Below are 19,213 nucleotides of genomic sequence, written 5' to 3' on the forward strand. Positions count from 1 at the left end.
AGTAAAGGGGGGCTGACCTCTGTTCTTTTCTATATCATGAATGGTGGGGCAAATAGCATATATATGGATTAAGAGGGAGTGGGCTCCTGTCTAAATGAACGACGGAAGCGGGGAATGAACATGGTGAGGATTTCGGAGTTCCAAATAAAAGACGTTGTCAATATTTCAGATGGGAGAAAGCTGGGGAACATAAGTGATATTGAGATAAACTTGGATACAGGCAGGATAGAGTCGATTGTTATAAGCGCCGCAGGAAAGCTTTTGGGTTTTTTTGGAAAAGAGGATGAAGTGGTCATCCCATGGAACCAAATTATTAAAATCGGAGAAGATGTCATTCTTGTAAGGTACAGCGGGTCCCAATATACTCAACAACAGCTTGGAACACCAAAAGACTAGATAATTCGGATGCCGTTCGCATATTTTTGTGGTACACTTAAGAAAATGTCTTTTCTTAGGAAAAACAAGAAGATACAATAGGGGTAATCAACGTGAAAGATGTAAAAGAAAATTTAGCTTTTATTCAAGATCAAATAGCAGAAGCATGCGAACGGTCAAGCCGTAATCAGGAAGATATTCATATTGTGGCGGTTACGAAATATGTACCGGTCGAAAGAGCTGCCGAAGCTTTGGAAGCCGGCATTCAGAATCTTGGAGAAAACCGTGACGAAGGTTTATTGAGTAAGTGGGAGGTATTGAAGGACAGGCCCTTGTGGCATTTTATTGGAAGCCTTCAATCCCGTAAAGTTAGAAATATAATTGATAAAGTGGAGTATATCCATTCACTCGACCGCTTGTCTTTGGCAAAAGAAATTAATAAACGTGCCAGCAAAAAGATCAAATGTTTTATTCAGATCAATGTTTCGGGTGAGGAATCCAAGCATGGTCTCCAGCCTGAGGATACAGTAGGATTTATACAGCAGCTTGAGGCCTATGAAAATATAGAGGTTGTTGGTTTGATGACTATGGCTCCGCATACGGATGATGAAGAAGTATTGCGGACATGCTTCCGCCACTTAAGAAGCCTTAAAGAGGAAGTTGAAGGGCTGGGATTAAAGCATGCGCCATGTCATGAGTTATCGATGGGGATGTCAAATGACTTTAAAATAGCCATTGAAGAAGGGGCAACATTCATACGAATAGGTTCTGCCCTTGTCGGAGAATGATGCTGAGGAGGCCAAAAATGGGCATTAAATCAAAGTTCAAAAATTTTTTCCTATTAGAAGATGAGTATGAATATGAAGAAGAAAAAAATGAAGTTGAACCTCAAGCAGAAAAAGAACCGATGAAGCCAGCATCCAATCGAAAACAAAATGTTGTTAGCCTTCAAAGTGTGCAGCAATCTTCAAAGGTTGTCCTGATTGAACCAAGAGTGTATGCCGAAGCGCAAGAAGTAGCCGATCATCTTGGCAATCGCCGTGCAGTTGTAGTCAACTTACAGCGTATCCAGCATGATCAGGCAGTAAGAATTGTCGATTTCTTAAGCGGTACGGTTTATGCGATAGGCGGGGATATCCAAAGAGTCGGTAGGGATATTTTCCTTTGCACCCCGGATAATGTAGAAGTATCCGGAAACATTACCGAAATGTTTGATGATGAGAATTATGAAGATCCGAGGTGGTCATAAACGGTATGGATTTTGTAATAGCGATTGTAGTTCAACTGATAAGCCTGTATTCTTGGGCATTGATTATTTATATCTTGATGTCCTGGTTTCCGAATGCCAGAGAATCATCAATAGGCCAATTTCTTGGAAGGATATGTGAACCTTATTTGGAGCCTTTCCGAAGAATTGTTCCACCACTGGGAATGATTGATATTTCCCCGATTGTTGCGTTTTTAGTTCTTAAACTGGCTACAGCAGGGCTGTGGGAAATTTCCAGATGGGTAGGCTAAAAAAGGATAGCTGAACAGCTTTCCTTTTTTTATCGCCTAAGAAGCATAAAGTCTAGTAAATCTTGTTAGGTTTGGCACTGACGGGTAGAATATCTGGTGCCACTGAGTACAGAGATGCGTTAACTTGAGCGACTAGACATTGTGCACATGCAAGTGTGCTAGTGCAAGCAAAGTGACCGGACGTCGTGTTTGAGCCAGCCGACCGATATCCCAATAGATAAAATGTGGTGACTAAAGGTGCTCAAACCCTGTCTAACAGAGTATGTCTAGCCTGGCTGAGGTAAGAAGCACTTACCCGTTTTTCGCAATAGGAGTTGTATCCAAATGTCATTAATCTATCAGCATTTTAGGCCGGAAGAAAAGCAATTCATTGACACGGTCCTGGATTGGAAGGAGCAAGTTGAAAATACATATGCCCCCAAGTTGACCGACTTTCTGGATCCTCGGCAGCAGTTTATTCTCCAGTCCATCATCGGAGATGGAGTGGATGTGCGATGTGGATTTTTCGGAGGAAGGGAACAGAGTGAGCGAAAAAGGGCTCTTTTATATCCGGAATATTTTCAGCCTGAAGAAAAGGCTTTTCTTGTTGGTCTATATGAAATAGAATACCCTCGAAAGTTTATGAAGCTTGAGCATCCGATGGTGTTAGGTTCTTTAATGTCCTTGGGAGTAAAGCGGGATAAATTTGGAGATATTCTTGTAAATGGAGATCGAATTCAATTTTTTTCAAATGAAGAGATTGAACCATTTTTAATGGCGGAATTAAGAGAAATAGGGCGTGCAACCGTCCAGCTTCGAAGACTTCCACTAGAAGAAGCTATCCAAGAGTCAGAACAATGGAGAGAGTTAGACATATCGGCAGCATCTTTAAGACTTGATGCAATCATTTCCTCAACCTTCAATTTATCTAGGCAAAAGTCTCAAGCTTTGATTGAACAAAAGCTTGTTAAATTAAATTGGAAAACAGTTGAAAATCCTGCTACTGAATGTATGGAGGGAGACCTGATTTCGGCACGCAGGCTCGGCAGATGTAAAATCATTGAGCTGCTTGGCTATACGAAGAAAAGTAAATCACGGTTGAAAATAGGATTATTAAAATAATATTAAATAATAAAGAAACCCGCCAACTTTTGTGAAATTCAAGTATAATATGAAGAATAGACACACATAGCAATGGAGGTGGCAAGATGCCGTTAACACCGGTCGATATACATAATAAGGAATTCAGCAAAGGGTTCCGGGGATATGATGAAGATGAAGTCAATGAATTCCTTGAGCAGGTCATAAAAGATTATGAATTGGTCCTTAGGGAAAAAAAGGAACTTGAAGAGAAGATTGCCGCGATGAATGAGAGGCTTGGACACTTCAGTACTATTGAGGAAACGCTCAATAAATCAATTGTGGTAGCCCAGGAAGCCGCAGAGGAAGTCAAAGGCAATGCAATGAAGGAAGCGAAGCTTATTATAAGGGAAGCGGAGAAAAATGCTGACCGGATCGTCAATGAATCGCTATCCAAAGCGCGAAGAATTGCGCTTGAAATTGAGGAATTAAAGAAACAGTCGAAGGTATTCCGCACGCGGTTTAGAATGTTGATTGAAGCCCAGCTTGACTTGATTAATAATGACGACTGGGACCAGCTCATGGAATTTGAACTGGATGCAACAGAATTGAATTCTCTAGAAGTCGATGAATTAGAGTAATAACTTGAAACTTGACTATGCATTTGTGATTCTCATATAATGTAAGATAATTATTTATACCTATTAAACGATGAGAGGGAAAGTACATTCTCATTTTCTGTTGAAAGCGAGCTGGGGATGGTGAGAGCCTAGTAATGGAAGAGATTTGGAAAATCACCCTTGAGTACTTGATTCGAAAGCTTGGGCAAGTAGAAAAGAGCGATTCATCCACGATACGGATTTATGAGCGGGCGATTACATGTGTAATTGTCTATTTGGGTGGTACCGCGGGAAAAAATCCTTCTCGTCCCTTTTGTGGGACGAGAAGGATTTTTTGTTTTTTGGACATTATGAATGAATACAAGGAGGATACTGATTTGGATTATAAAGATACGCTGCTCATGCCGAAAACGGATTTTCCAATGCGTGGAAATTTGCCGAAAAGAGAGCCGGAAATGCAAGCAAAATGGGAAGAGGAAAATATTTATAAAAAAGTTCTAGAGCGCACGAAAGGAAGACCGCTTTACGTATTGCACGATGGACCGCCATATGCAAATGGTGATCTTCATATGGGGCATGCCCTTAATAAAACATTGAAGGACTTTATTGTCCGTTATAAATCAATGGCGGGATTTTGCGCTCCATATGTTCCTGGATGGGATACACACGGACTTCCGATTGAACATGCACTTACTAAAAAAGGAGTCAACCGCAAGGAAATACCGGCGGCAGAATTCAGGGAGAAATGTGCTCAATACGCCTATGAACAAATTGATAACCAGAGAACTGAATTTAAACGTCTTGGAATTAGAGGGGATTGGGAAAATCCGTATATTACGTTAAAGCCTGAGTATGAAGCACAACAAATCAAAGTGTTCGGAGAGATGGCGAAGAAAGGCTATATTTATAAAGGCAAGAAACCTGTGTACTGGTCACCTTCCAGTGAATCAGCTCTTGCTGAGGCAGAAATCGAATATAAGGATAAACGATCACCTTCTATCTATGTGGCTTTTGCTGTAACAGACGGAAAAGGTGTCGTAGATGAAGAGACCAATATCATCATTTGGACAACGACTCCTTGGACAATTCCTTCTAACCTGGCTATTGCTGTTCATCCTAACATAACCTATGCAGTAATTGAGCAGGATGGAAAGAAATATATTGCTGCAGAAGGACTCGTTTCAAACTTGAAGGAAGAATTCGATTGGCCGAATGCCAAGGTTGTTAAAACATTGAAAGGAGCGGAGCTTGAGTATGTAGTTGCCAAGCATCCGTTTTATGACAGAGATTCACTTGTCATTCTTGGAGATCATGTCTCAATGGATTCTGGTACTGGATGCGTTCATACTGCGCCAGGACATGGTGAAGATGACTTCAATGTTGGTCAAAAGTATGGCTTGGAGGCTTTGAGCCCTGTTGATGATAAAGGACATATGACAGAAGAAGCTCCAGGATTTGAAGGATTGTTTTATGACGCAGCCAACAAACCGATTACTGAAAAGCTAGAAGAAGTGGGCGCTTTATTGAAGCTTGAATTTATTACTCACTCCTATCCGCATGACTGGCGAACCAAAAAACCAGTTATTTTTAGAGCTACTCCACAATGGTTCGCATCCATCAAAGATTTTAGAGCAGAGCTCCTAAAGTCAATCAATGAAGTTGCATGGGTGCCTAAGTGGGGTGAAACAAGGCTTTATAATATGGTCAGAGACCGTGGAGACTGGGTTATCTCTCGCCAAAGGGTATGGGGAGTACCAATTCCGATATTTTATGCTGAAAATGGTGAAGCGATTATTACAGATGAAACCATTTCTCGTATATCAGAGCTATTCCGTAAGCATGGATCAAATATTTGGTTTGAGAAAGAAGCCTCAGAATTATTACCAGAAGGATTCTCTCACCCAGGAAGCCCGAACGGGGTCTTTACAAAAGAAACGGATATTATGGACGTTTGGTTTGATTCCGGTTCCTCACATCAAGGTGTGTTAATGGAAAGAGATGACTTACAACGTCCGGCAGACCTTTATTTAGAAGGTTCGGACCAATACCGTGGTTGGTTTAACTCTTCATTGACAACTGCTGTGGCTGTTACAGGAAAAGCTCCTTATAAAGGTGTTTTGAGCCATGGGTTTGTTCTTGATGGTGAGGGCTATAAAATGAGTAAATCACTTGGTAATGTCATTGTTCCTTCCAAGGTAACCAATCAGTATGGTGCGGAAATTCTTCGTTTATGGGTATCGTCTGTTGATTATCAATCAGATGTAAGAATTTCAGATGCTATTTTGAAGCAAGTCAGTGAAGTGTATCGCAAAATCAGAAATACATTCCGCTTCTTGCTGGGGAACCTGGCTGATTTTAATCCGGAAGAAAATGCAGTTCCGTATGAAAAACTTCGGGAAGTAGACCAATTTATGTTGATCAGATTAAATAATTTGGTCAAAGAATCTCTTAATGCATACAACGAATTTGAATTTGCTGATATCTACCACGCAGTCAATAATTTCTGTACAGTTGATTTGAGTTCATTCTATATGGATTTCGCAAAAGACGTTCTTTACATTGAAGCGGAAAACAACTTTGAACGAAGAGCAATGCAGACGGTCATGTACAATTCTGTTGTTTCTTTGGCAAAATTATTATCGCCAATTTTACCACATACCGCTGATGAAGTTTGGTCACATATTCCGGGAGTTCAGGAAGAAAGTGCGCAGCTTACTGATATGCCGGAAGTAAAAGAGATTGAAAATAGTGCAGAACTTGAGAAGAAATGGAAAGAATTCCTTCTTGTCAGAGATGATGTTTTAAAAGCACTGGAAGAAGCAAGAAATGAAAAAGTGATCGGCAAGTCATTGACTGCTAAAGTGAAATTATATGTCAATGAAGATGTGGAAGATTTGCTCAACAGCATATCTGAAAGCTTGAAACAGCTGTTCATCGTTTCCGGTTTCGAAGTGGCTGGAGCATATGACGAAGCGCCGGAGCAAGCTTTGAAACTTGATAAGGCTGCCGTTGTTGTTGAAAAAGCAGATGGTGAAACATGTGAACGCTGTTGGGTTGTTACGCCTGAAGTAGGAACAGTAGAGGAACATCCTACGATTTGCCCGCGTTGCGCATCTGTTGTTGAAAAACTTCAATAATAAAGTGCTGAGCCCTCCAAAGCGGAGGGCTTAGTTCATTTTATTTCATTAAAAAAGTGCTGAAAGTTCATTGCTGTGCTTTAATTAGTGGAAGGGTTCGAGGCAGTTGGCATTTGGATCATAGGTTAGGAAAGTTCGTGAGGTTTATCCATTCAGAAAGATGTGAGTAAAATGAGCAGATTTGCTGTGAAGGAAGGTCAGTGAACTGCCTCCTCGCAATTCACCTTGTGCTTTTCTTAATACAATTCCTCTAAGCTTTATGCTAAAATTCAAAAGAACGACTTTAACGATTCGGGGGTTTACGCGTGAGATATTACTTGATTGCATTGTTTGTCCTGGTGTTGGATCAGATTACGAAATGGACAGTTGTCCGAAATATGGAATTCGGAGAGAGTATTAAGATTATTGATAATTTCTTTTACCTCACCTCCCACCGAAATAAAGGGGCAGCCTGGGGAATGTTAGAAGGCCAAATGTGGCTGTTTTATATTATTACGCTTGTCGTAGCGGCAGGAATTATCTATTATATGCAGACGCAAGCTAAAGGCAAGCCATTATTTCAAGTGAGTCTGGCGTTTATTTTGGGGGGCGCTATTGGGAACTTCATTGACCGGCTATTTAGAAAAGAAGTGGTTGATTTTTTGGATACTTATATTTTGGGGTATGATTTTCCCATTTTCAATATTGCCGACTCAGCTCTAACAATTGGCGTCATCCTCCTTTTTATCCAAGTATTTAAGGAAGAACGGAAGGAAAAGGTGAATGTAGATGGAAAAAATTGATTATCAGATAAAGGAAGAAGAGAGTGGGGAGCGGATTGACAAACTGATTGCCGGTATGGATGGGAGTTGGTCGCGTTCTCAAGTCCAGCAATGGATAAAAGATGGACATGTTACTGTAAATGGTACATCCATTAAAGCGAATTATAAATGCAGTCTTGATGATCTCATTGTTATAGAGATACCGGAACCAGAACCTCTTGATGTTGAGCCGGAGGATATGGAGCTTGAAATTGATTACGAAGACGAGGATGTGCTCGTTGTTAATAAACCAAGAGGGATGGTTGTTCATCCTGCGCCGGGACACTATTCTGGAACTTTAGTGAACGGACTGATGGCCCATTGCAAAGATTTATCAGGTATCAATGGGGTGCTGAGACCGGGAATCGTGCACCGGATTGACAAAGATACGTCAGGCCTTTTAATGGTAGCAAAAAATGATCTTTCCCATGAAAAGCTTGTTCAGCAACTTGTGGATAAAACGGTAACACGGAAATATTTTGCCCTCGTGCATGGAGTGATTCCCCATGACCACGGAACAATAGATGCCCCGATTGGACGAGATCCAGTTGAACGTCAAAGTATGACTGTAAGCGAGAGAGGAAAGTCGGCAGTCACCCACTTCACAGTTTTGGAGCGAATTGAGCCTTATACATTTGTGGAATGTGTCCTGGAAACCGGAAGGACTCATCAAATCAGAGTCCATATGAAGTATATTGGGCATCCGCTCGTTGGAGATCCAAAGTATGGTCCACGCAATACTTTGTCCACTGGTGGGCAAGTTTTGCATGCAGGAATACTTGGTTTTCAGCATCCGCGAACAGGAAAGTACATGGAATTCAATGCGGCGCTTCCGGATTATTTCACCGAATTGTTACATAGACTGCGACAAAATCGTTGACAACCTTTGAGAAAAAGTCTATATTGATAATAGTTGAATATGAACCTTTAAATCGGTCCCGTGAGGCTGGGAAGGTACGGCGAAGCTGCATTTAAATGCAACTATTTTATGGTCATTGTTCTGCCCTCCTGCCTAGCCGCGGGAGGGCTTTTTTCAATATTTAGTTATGGAAAATTTCATTCAAAGGAAGCTTAGTCTTTGTCGAGCAGCGACGTCATAGTGCCGCTGTGGCTATAGGATGTGGCGGCTTGAGATGGCCGGCGCCTAGCCTCTCCCAATGGTGGCTGAAACTGCCTCTTCGGGATCGCCTTGTTTGACTGCGCTGACCAAGGTTCCTTACGCTTTTCTAATGAAAACGAGGTGAAAACGGTGGATCCAAAAGCGATTGTTCTTGATGAGAAAGCAATACATCGAGCATTGACAAGAATTGCTCATGAGATTATTGAACGGAACAAAGGGATTGAAGACTGTGTGTTAGTAGGAATCAAAACACGGGGAATTTATCTCGCGCAGAGATTAGCCGATCGGATTAAAAGCATTGAAGGCGATGATATACCTGTCGGTGAATTGGATATTACGCTATACAGGGATGATTTAACAATTAAAACTGAAAGCGCGGAACCGGAAGTAAAGGGATCGAGCCTTCCAGTCAATATCAATAATAAAAAAGTCATATTGGTGGATGATGTTTTATATACAGGCAGAACAGTAAGAGCTGCCATGGATGCTTTGGTCGATATCGGGCGTCCTTCTCAAATTCAGCTTGCTGTCTTGGTTGACAGAGGCCATCGAGAACTGCCGATAAGGGCAGATTTTATTGGGAAAAACATTCCTACTTCAAGTCTTGAGAGAATTGTTGTTGAACTATTAGAAACAGATGAACATGACCAAGTGGGAATTTATGAAAGTGAATAATACCCTTTTAATTCAGTCCCGTGAGACTGGCAAAGGGGGCTTCAATGTGAAGCTGGCAGACGATGCCTGGCTTTGTTTTGCAAACCCTCTTTTCCGGAAAAAAGGATAGAGGGTTTTCTTTTTGACAATTTTAGGAAGAATGGTGAGCTGTCATGAACAATCTTTTTACCATGAAGGACTTATCGACTGAGAAAGTACATCAAATATTGCATACAGCCGAGTCGTTTGCACAGGGAGAAAAGTGGACTCCGGCAAAACAGACCTTCGCAGTTAACCTGTTTTTTGAACCAAGCACGAGAACAAAAACAAGCTTCGAAGTGGCTGAACGCAAATTAGGAATTGATGTCATTCCATTTGAAACGGGATCTTCAAGCATTTTAAAAGGTGAGACACTCGAGGATACACTGAAAACACTTGAATCAATTGGCGTTGATCTTGCTGTTATTCGCCATAAGCAGGATGCTTACTACGAATCACTTGCAGGAAAATTTCAAATGAAAATTGTTAATGGCGGAGATGGATGCGGCCAACATCCGACCCAGTCATTACTGGATCTATTGACAATCAAGCAGGAATTTGGAAAGTTTGAAGACTTGAAAGTGACCATTGTGGGCGACTTGAGCCATAGCAGGGTTGCTCGCTCCAACACAGAAGCTCTAGCTGCTTTGGGAGCCGAGGTTTTTTATTCCGGGCCGGCTGAATGGTTTGAAGGTGACGCAGGAAATGCCCAAAACTACGTGGATATTGATGAAGCGATTGAGTTTTCGGATGTACTTATGCTTTTGAGAATCCAACATGAAAGACACGATACAATGATGGATTTGAGTGCAGAGCAATATCATGAAAGATACGGTTTAACACCACTGAGAGAAAAAAGAATGAAGCCGGGAAGCATTATTATGCATCCTGGACCTGTAAACAGAGGTGTTGAAATAGCAGATAGTCTAGTAGAAAGTGATAAATCAAGGATTTTTAAGCAAATGGAAAATGGTGTATACGCAAGAATGGCAGTTTTAAAACACATTCTCGATAAATAAGAGGAGGAATCCCGCATGAATTGGCTGATTAAAAATGGAAAGATGTTACAAGATAATGGTGAATTGAAAGAGATGGATTTAAGAGTGAAAGATGGCCTTATTGCAGAAGTTGGCACTCAGCTCGAGAACAATGGAGAACAAGAGTATGATGCGGCGGGGCTATTGATCACACCAGGGTTAGTGGACCTTCACATCCACCTTCGAGAACCAGGCGGAGAGCAAAAAGAAACGATTGAAACGGGAACAATGGCTGCGGCGAGAGGCGGATTTACAACTGTGGCACCAATGCCAAACACGAATCCTGTTCCGGATCATGCCGGACAAATGGAATGGGTTGTTGACCGCATTAAAGAAACTGCTCATGTCAATGTCCTTCCTTATGCTGCGATTACGGAGGGCCTCCAAGGAGAAAAACTTGTGGATTTTAAGGCCCTGAAGGAAGCGGGAGCTTTCGCATACACAGATGATGGAGTCGGTGTACAGACGGCTGCGAAGATGTATGAAGCGATGCAACAAGCTGCTGAGCTTGATATGGCAATCGTCGCGCATTGTGAAGATAATTCCCTTATATATGGCGGTGCCCTTCATGAAGGAGAGTTTTCAAGAAATTCGGGAATTCCCGGAATTCCATCCATTTGCGAATCTGTCCATATTGCCCGGGATGTATTGCTCGCTGAAGCGGCAAACTGTCATTACCATGTCTGCCATATTAGTACAAAGGAGTCTGTCCGGACAGTAAGGGATGCGAAAAGAGCCGGTATTAAAGTAACAGCGGAAGTCAGCCCTCATCATCTCATTTTATGTGATGAAGATATTCCGGATGCAAATGACACGAATTTTAAAATGAATCCGCCCCTTCGGGCAAAGGAAGACCGTGAAGCTTTGATTGAAGGGTTGCTTGATGGAACCATCGATTTTATAGCAACGGATCACGCTCCACATACAGCAGAGGATAAAGGGAAGAAAGTGACGGAGGCTCCTTTTGGAATTGTTGGCCTGGAAACAGCATTCCCACTTCTTTATACGCACTTTGTTGAAAAAGGCCATGTCACATTAAAGCAATTGGTTGACTGGATGACAGTCGCACCTTCTCATACATTTAAATTGGCTTCTGGAACTTTAAATGTTGGAAGACCTGCTGATATTACCCTGATCGATTTGAAAAAAGAGCAGAAAATAGATCCAGGCCAATTTTTAACTAAAGGAAGAAATACTCCGTTTAGCGGATGGTCATGCAAAGGATGGCCTGCAGCCACCTTTGTCAATGGAAAGATTAAATGGTCGGAAGGACGTGACAATTGATGAAACGCCAGCTCATTCTAGAAGATGGTACAGTTTTTATAGGCGAAGCAATCGGTAGTGAAAAAGAGACGACGGGTGAAATCATTTTTAACACGAGCATGACCGGCTATCAGGAAATCATTTCGGACCCATCGAATTATGGTCAGATCATCGTGTTCGGTTTTCCACAAATTGGAAACTACGGAATCAACCGTGATGATTTTGAAAGCATTCAGCCAGTTATTAAAGGAGTGGTTGTGAAGGAAGCAGCTGATTACCCATCAAACTGGCGCAGCAACATCTCCTTTGGAGAATTTCTGCAAGCGAAGGATATCCCAGGTATCACTGGTATTGATACAAGAAAATTGATTAGGATTATCAGATCAAAAGGAACGATGAAAGGGGTCATATGCGGATTTGGAGAAAGCATTGAAACGCATCTTTCCCGCCTGCATGCTGTGGAGAGTCTGCCTGATCAGGTCAAACAGGTATCAACTGTTAAACCATTCCCGGCACCGGGACGGGGAAACAGTGTGATCGTTATCGATCTTGGTTTGAAGCATGGGCTTTTACGCGAGCTTACTAAGCGTGGCTGCGACGTAACAGTCGTTCCTTACAAAACTTCAGCAGAAGAAATTCTTTCTTTGCAGCCGGACGGTGTAATCTTGTCTAATGGCCCTGGAAATCCAGAGAATGTTCCTGAAGCAGTTGAAACAATCCGCGAAATCCAAGGGAAAGTTCCTTTGTTTGGAATTGGATTAGGTCATCAATTATTTGCTCTTGCGAATGGCTGCAAAACGAAAAAAATGTTTGTCGGTCACCGAGGTGGAAGTTACCCGGTAAAGGACCTTGAGACAGGAAAAGTAGTCTTCACTTCCCAAAACCATGGATATGAAGTTGATAAAGAATCGGTGGACGGAAATGATTTGACCATCACACATATAGAATTGAACGAAGGCACCATCGAGGGGCTGTCTCATCAAAAATATTTAGCCTTCTCCGTACAATTTGAACCTGAGGGTGCGCCAGGATCAGAAGATGCCAAGTATTTATTTGATCAATTTCTGAAATTAATGGATGAAAACAAAAGAAAGGCGGATGACCATGCCGAAAAGAACTGATATCAATAGTATTTTAGTAGTAGGGTCAGGCCCTATCATCATTGGACAGGCTGCTGAATTCGACTATGCTGGCACCCAGGCTTGCCTCGCTTTGAAAGAAGAAGGCTACAGGGTCATCCTAATCAATTCAAATCCAGCGACCATTATGACAGATTCTGAGATTGCAGATGCTGTCTATATTGAGCCGCTGACACTTGAATTTGTCAGTCGCATTATCAGAAAAGAAAGGCCAGACGCCATCCTGCCGACACTTGGTGGACAGACCGGCCTGAACATTGCTATGCAGTTGGCTAAAGCAGGAGTTCTTGAAGAATGCAATGTTGAAATACTTGGTACAAAGCTTTCAGCTATTGAACAGGCGGAGGACAGGGATCAATTTAGAAGCTTGATGAACGAATTGAATGAACCAGTGCCTGAAAGTGCCATTGTACACACGCTTGAAGAAGGGACAGATTTCGTAGCAGAAATTGGATTCCCTGTTATTGTTCGCCCCGCATATACACTTGGCGGCACAGGCGGAGGTATTTGTAAAAACAATGAGGAATTTGAGACCGTTGTGTCCAACGGTTTAAAAAATAGTCCTGTTAACCAATGTTTGATTGAAAAAAGCATTGCTGGATACAAAGAGATAGAATTTGAAGTAATGAGAGATGCAAATGACAACGCGATTGTTGTCTGTAATATGGAAAATGTGGACCCGGTTGGTGTCCATACTGGTGACTCCATCGTTGTGGCTCCATGCCAAACATTGAGTGACAGAGAAATTCAGTTACTGAGAAACACTTCTTTGAAATTAATCCGCGCCCTTGGAATAGAAGGCGGATGTAATGTCCAGCTTGCTCTTGACCCGGAAAGTTTCCAATACTATATAATCGAAGTGAATCCGCGTGTCAGCCGTTCATCCGCGCTTGCTTCCAAGGCAACAGGATTTCCGATTGCAAAATTAGCAGCGAAAATAGCTGCGGGATATACATTGGACGAGCTGATGAACCCTGTGACAGGAAAAACTTACGCTTGCTTCGAACCTGTTATTGATTACATTGTTACTAAAATTCCAAGATGGCCTTTTGATAAATTCGAATCTGCGAACAGAAGTCTTGGAACCCAAATGAAAGCGACAGGCGAAATCATGGCAATTGGCCGCAGCTTCGAAGAATCGTTGTTAAAGGCGGTACGTTCACTTGAAATCGGTCTGTATCATTTAGAAAACGAAGAAGCGAAAACAATGGAAGAGGCAGAATTGCAGTCCGAAATCGAAAATGCTACAGACGAACGGCTCTTCATAGTGGTTGAAGCATTACGAAGAGGAGTTTCAATCAAGACTATCCATGATTGGAGCAAGATTGATCTATTTTTCCTGCATAAATTAAACAAAATCATTGAGCTTGAAAATAAGTTGGTAAAAGAACCGTTTAATGATGAATTGGCAGTTCAAGCGAAAAAAATGGGCTTTGCGGACATCACTCTTGCAAAATTGTGGGAAAGCAATGAAAAAGAAATTTATGAATGGCGCCAAAACAATGAGCTAGTGCCAGTGTATAAGAAAGTAGATACGTGTGCAGCAGAATTCGAATCCGAAACTCCGTACTTTTATGGAACTTATGAAGAGGAAAATGAATCAGAGCGTACCAGCAAGCAAAGTGTTATTGTGCTAGGGTCTGGGCCTATCCGCATTGGACAGGGGATTGAGTTTGACTATGCAACGGTACACAGTGTATGGGCAATCCAGCAGGCTGGATATGAGGCAATTATCATCAACAACAATCCTGAAACAGTGTCAACAGACTTCAGCATTTCAGATAAGCTGTACTTCGAGCCGCTTACGCTGGAAGATGTTATGCACATTATTGATTTGGAGCAGCCACTTGGTGTCGTTGTCCAATTTGGAGGACAAACAGCAATCAATTTGGCATCAGGTCTTTCAGAACGCGGCGTAAATATTCTCGGTACTTCTCTTGAAAGTCTTGACAGAGCCGAAGATAGGGAACAATTTGAGCAGGCTCTATCCGAGTTGAATATCCCGCAACCGAAAGGTAAGACCGCTTTTTCAGTAGACGAAGCTGTAAAAATTGCGACGGATATCGGATATCCAGTATTGGTCCGCCCTTCCTACGTTCTTGGGGGAAGAGCGATGGAAATTGTCTATGAAGAAAAAGAACTTCTCCACTATATGAAAAATGCAGTGAAAATTAATCCTGAACACCCGGTGCTTGTAGATCGTTATTTGACTGGAAAAGAAATAGAGGTCGATGCGATTTCCGATGGGGAAAATGTCTTGATTCCAGGTATCATGGAACATATTGAACGGGCAGGCGTTCACTCTGGGGATTCTATAGCGGTTTACCCGCCGCAAAATATTAGTGCGGAAATGATCAAGAAGATTGAAGATGCTACTATCCGCCTTGCTAGAGGTCTTGAAATTATCGGACTGCTGAACATTCAATATGTCATTTCAAATAATGAATTGTATGTTATCGAAGTAAATCCACGATCCAGCAGGACAGTGCCATTTCTAAGCAAAATCACAGGGATTCCAATGGCAAATCTTGCTACGAAAGTTATTTTGGGCAAGAAGCTGCCTGAGCTTGGCTACGAAACTGGCCTAAGCCAGGAAATGAGCGGGGTTTATGTCAAGGTGCCGGTCTTCTCATTCGCCAAGCTGAGAAGGGTAGATATCACTTTGGGACCTGAAATGAAATCCACTGGGGAAGTCATGGGGAAAGATAGTACGATGGAAAAAGCATTGTACAAAGGATTAGTAGGTTCTGGAATAGAAATCAAGACACATGGTACGGTGTTGATCACAGTGGCGGATAAAGACAAGGATGAAGCAGCTAAACTCGCTGAACGGTTCTCTGCCATTGGTTATCAGATTATAGCTACAAGTGGCACAGCGAAAGCTATTACTGATTCAGGAATCAAAGTCCAAACGGTCGATAAAATTGGAGCATCCGGACATAATCTGCTTGATACGATCAGACAGGGTGATGCACAGCTTGTCATTAATACTCTGACACGAGGAAAACAGCCACGCAGAGATGGTTTCCGGATCAGAAGGGAATCTGTTGAGAATGGAATACCTTGCTTAACATCTTTGGATACAGCAAAAGCCATCCTCGACGTCCTTGAATCAATGGTTCTTTCCGCGGAAGCCATGCCGTCTGGTAAAAAGGTGACTCAATAATGCCAGAGAAAAATTTGCCGATTATAGCACTTGATTTTCCCGATGGTGAAAGAGCATGGAATTTTTTGAACAAATTTGATGGAGAAAAGTTATATGTAAAAATAGGGATGGAGCTTTATTATCAAGAGGGAGCGGATATGCTCAAAGCCTTGAAAGAAAAAGGTCATTGGATTTTTCTTGATTTGAAGTTACATGATATTCCTAATACGGTTCATCGGGCAATGAAAGTTCTTGCTGGACTTTCGATAGATATGGTTAATGTCCATGCAGCTGGTGGGACAGAAATGATGAAAGCAGCACTTTCAGGGTTAGAGGAAGGGACAAAGGCAGGGCAGACCCGCCCTGCTTTGATTGCTGTCACACAGTTGACGAGCACAAGCGAAGAACAAATGCAGCGAGAGCAATTGATAGACCGCTCAATCGATGAATCCGTCCTCCACTATGCATTGCTTGCCAAGGAATCCGGTCTCGACGGAGTTGTTTGTTCTGCTTTTGAAGCATCCTCCATTGCAAAAAAAGCAGGGGACGACTTTTTGCGAGTGACTCCAGGGATTCGGATGACGGGGAGCAAAAGTGATGATCAAAAGCGAATTGTGACTCCTTCGGATGCTCGCGAAATGGGATCATCAATGATTGTAATCGGCCGTCCAGTTACACAAGCGGACGATTCAGTTTTATCCTATAAAAAAGTGTTGACAGAATGGGAGAGGTAAAGTGATGAGCCAATCAATCGCTAAACATTTACTTGATATAAGAGCTGTCTTTTTACAGCCGAACGATCCGTTCACTTGGTCGTCCGGAATGAAGGCGCCTATTTATTGCGATAATCGACTAACGATGTCTTATCCAGATGTCAGAAGGAAAATTGCTGAAGGGCTTGCGGAGTTAATTAAAACCAAATTTCCTGAAACAGAACTGATTGCAGGAACCGCTACTGCAGGCATACCGCATGCAGCATGGATCAGTGATATTCTTGAGCTGCCAATGTGCTATGTAAGATCTAAAGCCAAATCTCATGGAAAAGGCAATCAGATAGAAGGGAAAGCTTCACAAGGGCAGAAAGTTGTTGTGGTGGAAGACCTGATTTCAACTGGGGGAAGCTCAATCGTTGCTGTCAAGGCACTTAAAGAGGCGGGCTGTGATGTTTTGGGAGTTGTCAGCATCTTTTCTTATGAGCTGGACAAAGCGAAGACAGCTTTCGATGAAGAAGGCGTCAAAGCCTTTTCACTAACGGGCTATTCGGACTTGATTGAAACGGCCTTCGAAAATAACCTGATTAAAGAAGAAGATCTAGCAACTTTGCGCAGTTGGCGTGAAAATCCCGAAGACTGGGGAAAATAGTCCATGAAAAAAGGCTGTCTTACAAGGCAGCCTTTTTTTGATGGTATAGGACATTATAAAATTCTATGCCTGTGTATAACTCGTTTAGCAGATTATGCTGAGTCAGCTCCGAAGGACAGCCCCCTTGGTTCGATCGAGTTATTGTGATAGCGGCAAGGAAAAGCGCCTCCCCCGACAACCCGTCTTGTGTTTATCATCATAGCTTCCCGCTTTGCTTTTTCTGACCAACCTTCATAGACCTGACCAAATCTTCATTTGGTGTGACAAACACCGTTTTTTGTTCTTCATAAATAACAAATCCCGGTTTTGAGCCATTCGGTTTTCTAACATGGCGGATTTTCGTGTAATCGACGGGCACAGAAGAAGAATCTCTTGCTTTGCTAAAATACGCGGCGAGCATGGCTGCTTCGTGAATTGTGGCATCATCCGGCTCGGTGCTGCGGATCACGACATGTGATCCCGGTATATCTTTTGTATGGAGCCAGATTTCGTCCCTTCGTGCCAATTTGTTTGTCAAAAAATCATTCTGGGTATTATTTTTCCCCACGAGGATTTCAGTTTTGTCCCTTGCTTCATATTTATCAATAACAGGCTTGCCTGTCTGCTTTTTCCTTGCTTTCTTTTGCCGGCGTCTAATGTAGCCTCCTTCAACGAGCTCATCCCGAATTTCATCAATATCTTCAACCGATGCAGAGGATAATTGCTGCAAGAGTCCATCAAAATAAATGATTTCCTCCTTGGCCTGCTCTATTTGTTGTTTGACTACGCCAACGGCTTTTTTGGCCTTTTGGTATTTCGAAAAATAGTTTTGCGCGTTTTCTGCTGGCCCTTTTCGTGGGTCGAGTGGAATGTTGATCATTTCCTCTTTCAGACTATAATAATTTACGACCGATATATTTTTCATTCCTCTTTTGATCAAATGCATATTTGCAGTTAAAAGCTCACCCAATAGCTGGTACTCATCCGCGTGTTCAGCTTTTTCCAGCGTTTCTTCAAGTTTGATGGTTTTCTTTTCGTTTTTTTCCTTTTCATTCTTCATCAATCTCTCCAGGTCCATTGCCTGCTGTTTAACACGATCCCTTTGAGCCTTGCCGAAATAATAGCTATCAAGCATGTCACTTAATGTAGAAAAGGATTTGACTTCTGCTTTCATGTGCGTAATCGGAAGCAAGTAAAAAGCACTTTTCTCTCCGTTAGTCATAATAGAGCAACTATATTGATGTGACTTAAGTTGTTCCATGATTTCAATGAAAGCAGGTGGTAGCGTGCTTCGATTTGTAATGCCGGAACGGAAAGTTATTTCTTTGGCAAGAAGAGGAGAAATTCCTGCAAAATGCTGAACAATCTGTCGATCCAATTTTCCGCTGTTAAAATCGATTCTCCGTAAAATATCATCTGTATCTGCTTCTAAAGGGTTAAATTTATTTTGTGCAGGCGGATAAATATAGGTGCCACCAGGTAATACAGTCCGATAACTGTTAACAGAAGCAGGGATATGTTTGATGCTGTCGATGATTTTATCATTTTCTTTATCTACAAGAATAATGTTACTGTGCCTGCCCATAATCTCTGTGATTAAAAGCTTGATTGATTCATCCCCAAGCTCATCTTTTCCCTTTAATTCGAATATGATGATCCTATCAAGATCAGCTTGATAGATGTTTTGAACAATCGCGCGGTCCAGGTGTTTTCTCATCATCATGCAGAACATTGGTGGTTCAGCTAGACTGGAAGGTGATTCCTGGGTCAACTGAACCCTTGAGTAGCTGGGATGTGCGGAAAAAAGCAGTTTATGGTTTCTTCCTTTCGCCCGAATAGTAATCATCATTTCATTTTTATAGGGCTGCTGAATTTTATTGATTCTGCCTCCCATCAATTTATCAGAAAGTTCTTTTGTCATAGCTCTGGTAAAGAGTCCATCAAAAGCCATTAAAAACATCCTCTA

General features: G+C 42.1%; 17 protein-coding genes and 1 other annotated feature. Of the genes, 16 read left to right on the forward strand and 1 reads right to left on the reverse strand.

What is annotated here, in order from left to right:
- Window positions 1-120: 120 nt before the first annotated feature.
- From H9631_RS02555 to pyrE, 16 genes are all read left to right on the forward strand, one after another.
- Window positions 121-396: a YlmC/YmxH family sporulation protein gene (locus H9631_RS02555; RefSeq protein ID WP_120115234.1), complete on the forward strand. Its 276-nt coding sequence runs from the start codon at window positions 121-123 to the stop codon at window positions 394-396.
- 92 nt (window positions 397-488) lie between these two features.
- The gene (locus H9631_RS02560; RefSeq protein ID WP_191809683.1) at window positions 489-1,163 is read left to right on the forward strand and encodes a YggS family pyridoxal phosphate-dependent enzyme; all 675 of its coding nucleotides are present in this window, start codon (window positions 489-491) and stop codon (window positions 1,161-1,163) included.
- A 17-nt stretch (window positions 1,164-1,180) separates the two neighbouring features.
- Window positions 1,181-1,624 carry a cell division protein SepF gene (locus H9631_RS02565; RefSeq protein ID WP_191809684.1) on the forward strand — a complete coding sequence of 148 codons (444 nt, stop codon included), beginning with the start codon at window positions 1,181-1,183 and terminating at the stop codon, window positions 1,622-1,624.
- Window positions 1,625-1,629: 5 nt separating this feature from the next.
- Window positions 1,630-1,893 carry a YggT family protein gene (locus tag H9631_RS02570; protein WP_160705287.1) on the forward strand — a complete coding sequence of 88 codons (264 nt, stop codon included), beginning with the start codon at window positions 1,630-1,632 and terminating at the stop codon, window positions 1,891-1,893.
- 324 nt (window positions 1,894-2,217) lie between these two features.
- Window positions 2,218-2,994 carry a YlmH family RNA-binding protein gene (locus tag H9631_RS02575; protein ID WP_191809685.1) on the forward strand — a complete coding sequence of 259 codons (777 nt, stop codon included), beginning with the start codon at window positions 2,218-2,220 and terminating at the stop codon, window positions 2,992-2,994.
- A gap of 86 nt (window positions 2,995-3,080) precedes the next feature.
- A complete protein-coding gene (locus H9631_RS02580) occupies window positions 3,081-3,593 on the forward strand; it encodes a DivIVA domain-containing protein (RefSeq protein ID WP_191809686.1) in 513 nt (170 codons plus the stop codon).
- A 61-nt stretch (window positions 3,594-3,654) separates the two neighbouring features.
- Window positions 3,655-3,887 (forward strand) — a binding site (T-box leader).
- Between the two features lie 62 nt (window positions 3,888-3,949).
- Window positions 3,950-6,709 (forward strand): isoleucine--tRNA ligase, encoded by a 2,760-nt coding sequence (gene ileS, locus H9631_RS02585; protein WP_191809687.1) that lies wholly within the window; start codon window positions 3,950-3,952, stop codon window positions 6,707-6,709.
- A 305-nt stretch (window positions 6,710-7,014) separates the two neighbouring features.
- Window positions 7,015-7,491 carry a signal peptidase II gene (gene lspA / locus H9631_RS02590; RefSeq protein WP_191809688.1) on the forward strand — a complete coding sequence of 159 codons (477 nt, stop codon included), beginning with the start codon at window positions 7,015-7,017 and terminating at the stop codon, window positions 7,489-7,491.
- Window positions 7,478-8,389 carry an RluA family pseudouridine synthase gene (locus H9631_RS02595; protein WP_191809689.1) on the forward strand — a complete coding sequence of 304 codons (912 nt, stop codon included), beginning with the start codon at window positions 7,478-7,480 and terminating at the stop codon, window positions 8,387-8,389. The genes lspA and H9631_RS02595 overlap by 14 nt, the downstream gene beginning before the upstream one ends.
- Before the next feature lie 369 nt (window positions 8,390-8,758).
- On the forward strand, window positions 8,759-9,304 hold the full coding sequence (gene pyrR / locus H9631_RS02600) for a bifunctional pyr operon transcriptional regulator/uracil phosphoribosyltransferase PyrR (protein WP_160705281.1): 546 nt from the start codon (window positions 8,759-8,761) through the stop codon (window positions 9,302-9,304).
- A gap of 152 nt (window positions 9,305-9,456) precedes the next feature.
- Complete coding sequence (locus H9631_RS02605; protein WP_191809690.1) at window positions 9,457-10,341, forward strand: aspartate carbamoyltransferase catalytic subunit; 885 nt, start codon at window positions 9,457-9,459, stop codon at window positions 10,339-10,341.
- Between the two features lie 15 nt (window positions 10,342-10,356).
- Window positions 10,357-11,643, forward strand: coding sequence for a dihydroorotase (locus H9631_RS02610; RefSeq protein WP_191809691.1), 1,287 nt, complete (start codon window positions 10,357-10,359; stop codon window positions 11,641-11,643).
- The gene (locus H9631_RS02615; RefSeq protein ID WP_191809692.1) at window positions 11,643-12,743 is read left to right on the forward strand and encodes a carbamoyl phosphate synthase small subunit; all 1,101 of its coding nucleotides are present in this window, start codon (window positions 11,643-11,645) and stop codon (window positions 12,741-12,743) included. The genes H9631_RS02610 and H9631_RS02615 overlap by 1 nt, the downstream gene beginning before the upstream one ends.
- Complete coding sequence (carB, locus tag H9631_RS02620; RefSeq protein WP_191809695.1) at window positions 12,727-15,927, forward strand: carbamoyl-phosphate synthase large subunit; 3,201 nt, start codon at window positions 12,727-12,729, stop codon at window positions 15,925-15,927. Before H9631_RS02615 ends, carB begins: the two co-directional genes overlap by 17 nt.
- On the forward strand, window positions 15,927-16,640 hold the full coding sequence (pyrF, locus tag H9631_RS02625; RefSeq protein ID WP_191809696.1) for an orotidine-5'-phosphate decarboxylase: 714 nt from the start codon (window positions 15,927-15,929) through the stop codon (window positions 16,638-16,640). Before carB ends, pyrF begins: the two co-directional genes overlap by 1 nt.
- Before the next feature lie 4 nt (window positions 16,641-16,644).
- Complete coding sequence (gene pyrE, locus H9631_RS02630; RefSeq protein ID WP_191809697.1) at window positions 16,645-17,268, forward strand: orotate phosphoribosyltransferase; 624 nt, start codon at window positions 16,645-16,647, stop codon at window positions 17,266-17,268.
- A 196-nt stretch (window positions 17,269-17,464) separates the two neighbouring features.
- On the opposite strand, the gene H9631_RS02635 is transcribed toward pyrE, so the two are convergent.
- Window positions 17,465-19,198: an Rqc2 family fibronectin-binding protein gene (locus H9631_RS02635; protein WP_191809698.1), complete on the reverse strand. Its 1,734-nt coding sequence runs from the start codon at window positions 19,196-19,198 to the stop codon at window positions 17,465-17,467.
- Window positions 19,199-19,213 lie beyond the last annotated feature (15 nt).

This window comes from Bacillus norwichensis, assembly GCF_014836955.1.
GTDB classification, from domain to species: Bacteria; Bacillota; Bacilli; order Bacillales; family Bacillaceae_C; genus Siminovitchia; species Siminovitchia norwichensis.

Excerpts from the sequence above, each read along its gene's own strand:
- H9631_RS02555 (WP_120115234.1), top strand. The coding sequence starts at position 121 with ATGGTGAGGATTTCGGAGTTCCAAATAAAAGACGTTGTCAATATTTCA.
- H9631_RS02565 (WP_191809684.1), top strand. The coding sequence starts at position 1,181 with ATGGGCATTAAATCAAAGTTCAAAAATTTTTTCCTATTAGAAGATGAG.
- H9631_RS02570 (WP_160705287.1), top strand. The coding sequence starts at position 1,630 with ATGGATTTTGTAATAGCGATTGTAGTTCAACTGATAAGCCTGTATTCT.
- H9631_RS02575 (WP_191809685.1), top strand. The coding sequence starts at position 2,218 with ATGTCATTAATCTATCAGCATTTTAGGCCGGAAGAAAAGCAATTCATT.
- H9631_RS02580 (WP_191809686.1), top strand. The coding sequence starts at position 3,081 with ATGCCGTTAACACCGGTCGATATACATAATAAGGAATTCAGCAAAGGG.
- H9631_RS02595 (WP_191809689.1), top strand. The coding sequence starts at position 7,478 with ATGGAAAAAATTGATTATCAGATAAAGGAAGAAGAGAGTGGGGAGCGG.
- H9631_RS02605 (WP_191809690.1), top strand. The coding sequence starts at position 9,457 with ATGAACAATCTTTTTACCATGAAGGACTTATCGACTGAGAAAGTACAT.
- H9631_RS02610 (WP_191809691.1), top strand. The coding sequence starts at position 10,357 with ATGAATTGGCTGATTAAAAATGGAAAGATGTTACAAGATAATGGTGAA.
- H9631_RS02615 (WP_191809692.1), top strand. The coding sequence starts at position 11,643 with ATGAAACGCCAGCTCATTCTAGAAGATGGTACAGTTTTTATAGGCGAA.
- carB (WP_191809695.1), top strand. The coding sequence starts at position 12,727 with ATGCCGAAAAGAACTGATATCAATAGTATTTTAGTAGTAGGGTCAGGC.
- pyrF (WP_191809696.1), top strand. The coding sequence starts at position 15,927 with ATGCCAGAGAAAAATTTGCCGATTATAGCACTTGATTTTCCCGATGGT.
- pyrE (WP_191809697.1), top strand. The coding sequence starts at position 16,645 with ATGAGCCAATCAATCGCTAAACATTTACTTGATATAAGAGCTGTCTTT.
- H9631_RS02635 (WP_191809698.1), bottom strand. The coding sequence starts at position 19,198 with ATGGCTTTTGATGGACTCTTTACCAGAGCTATGACAAAAGAACTTTCT.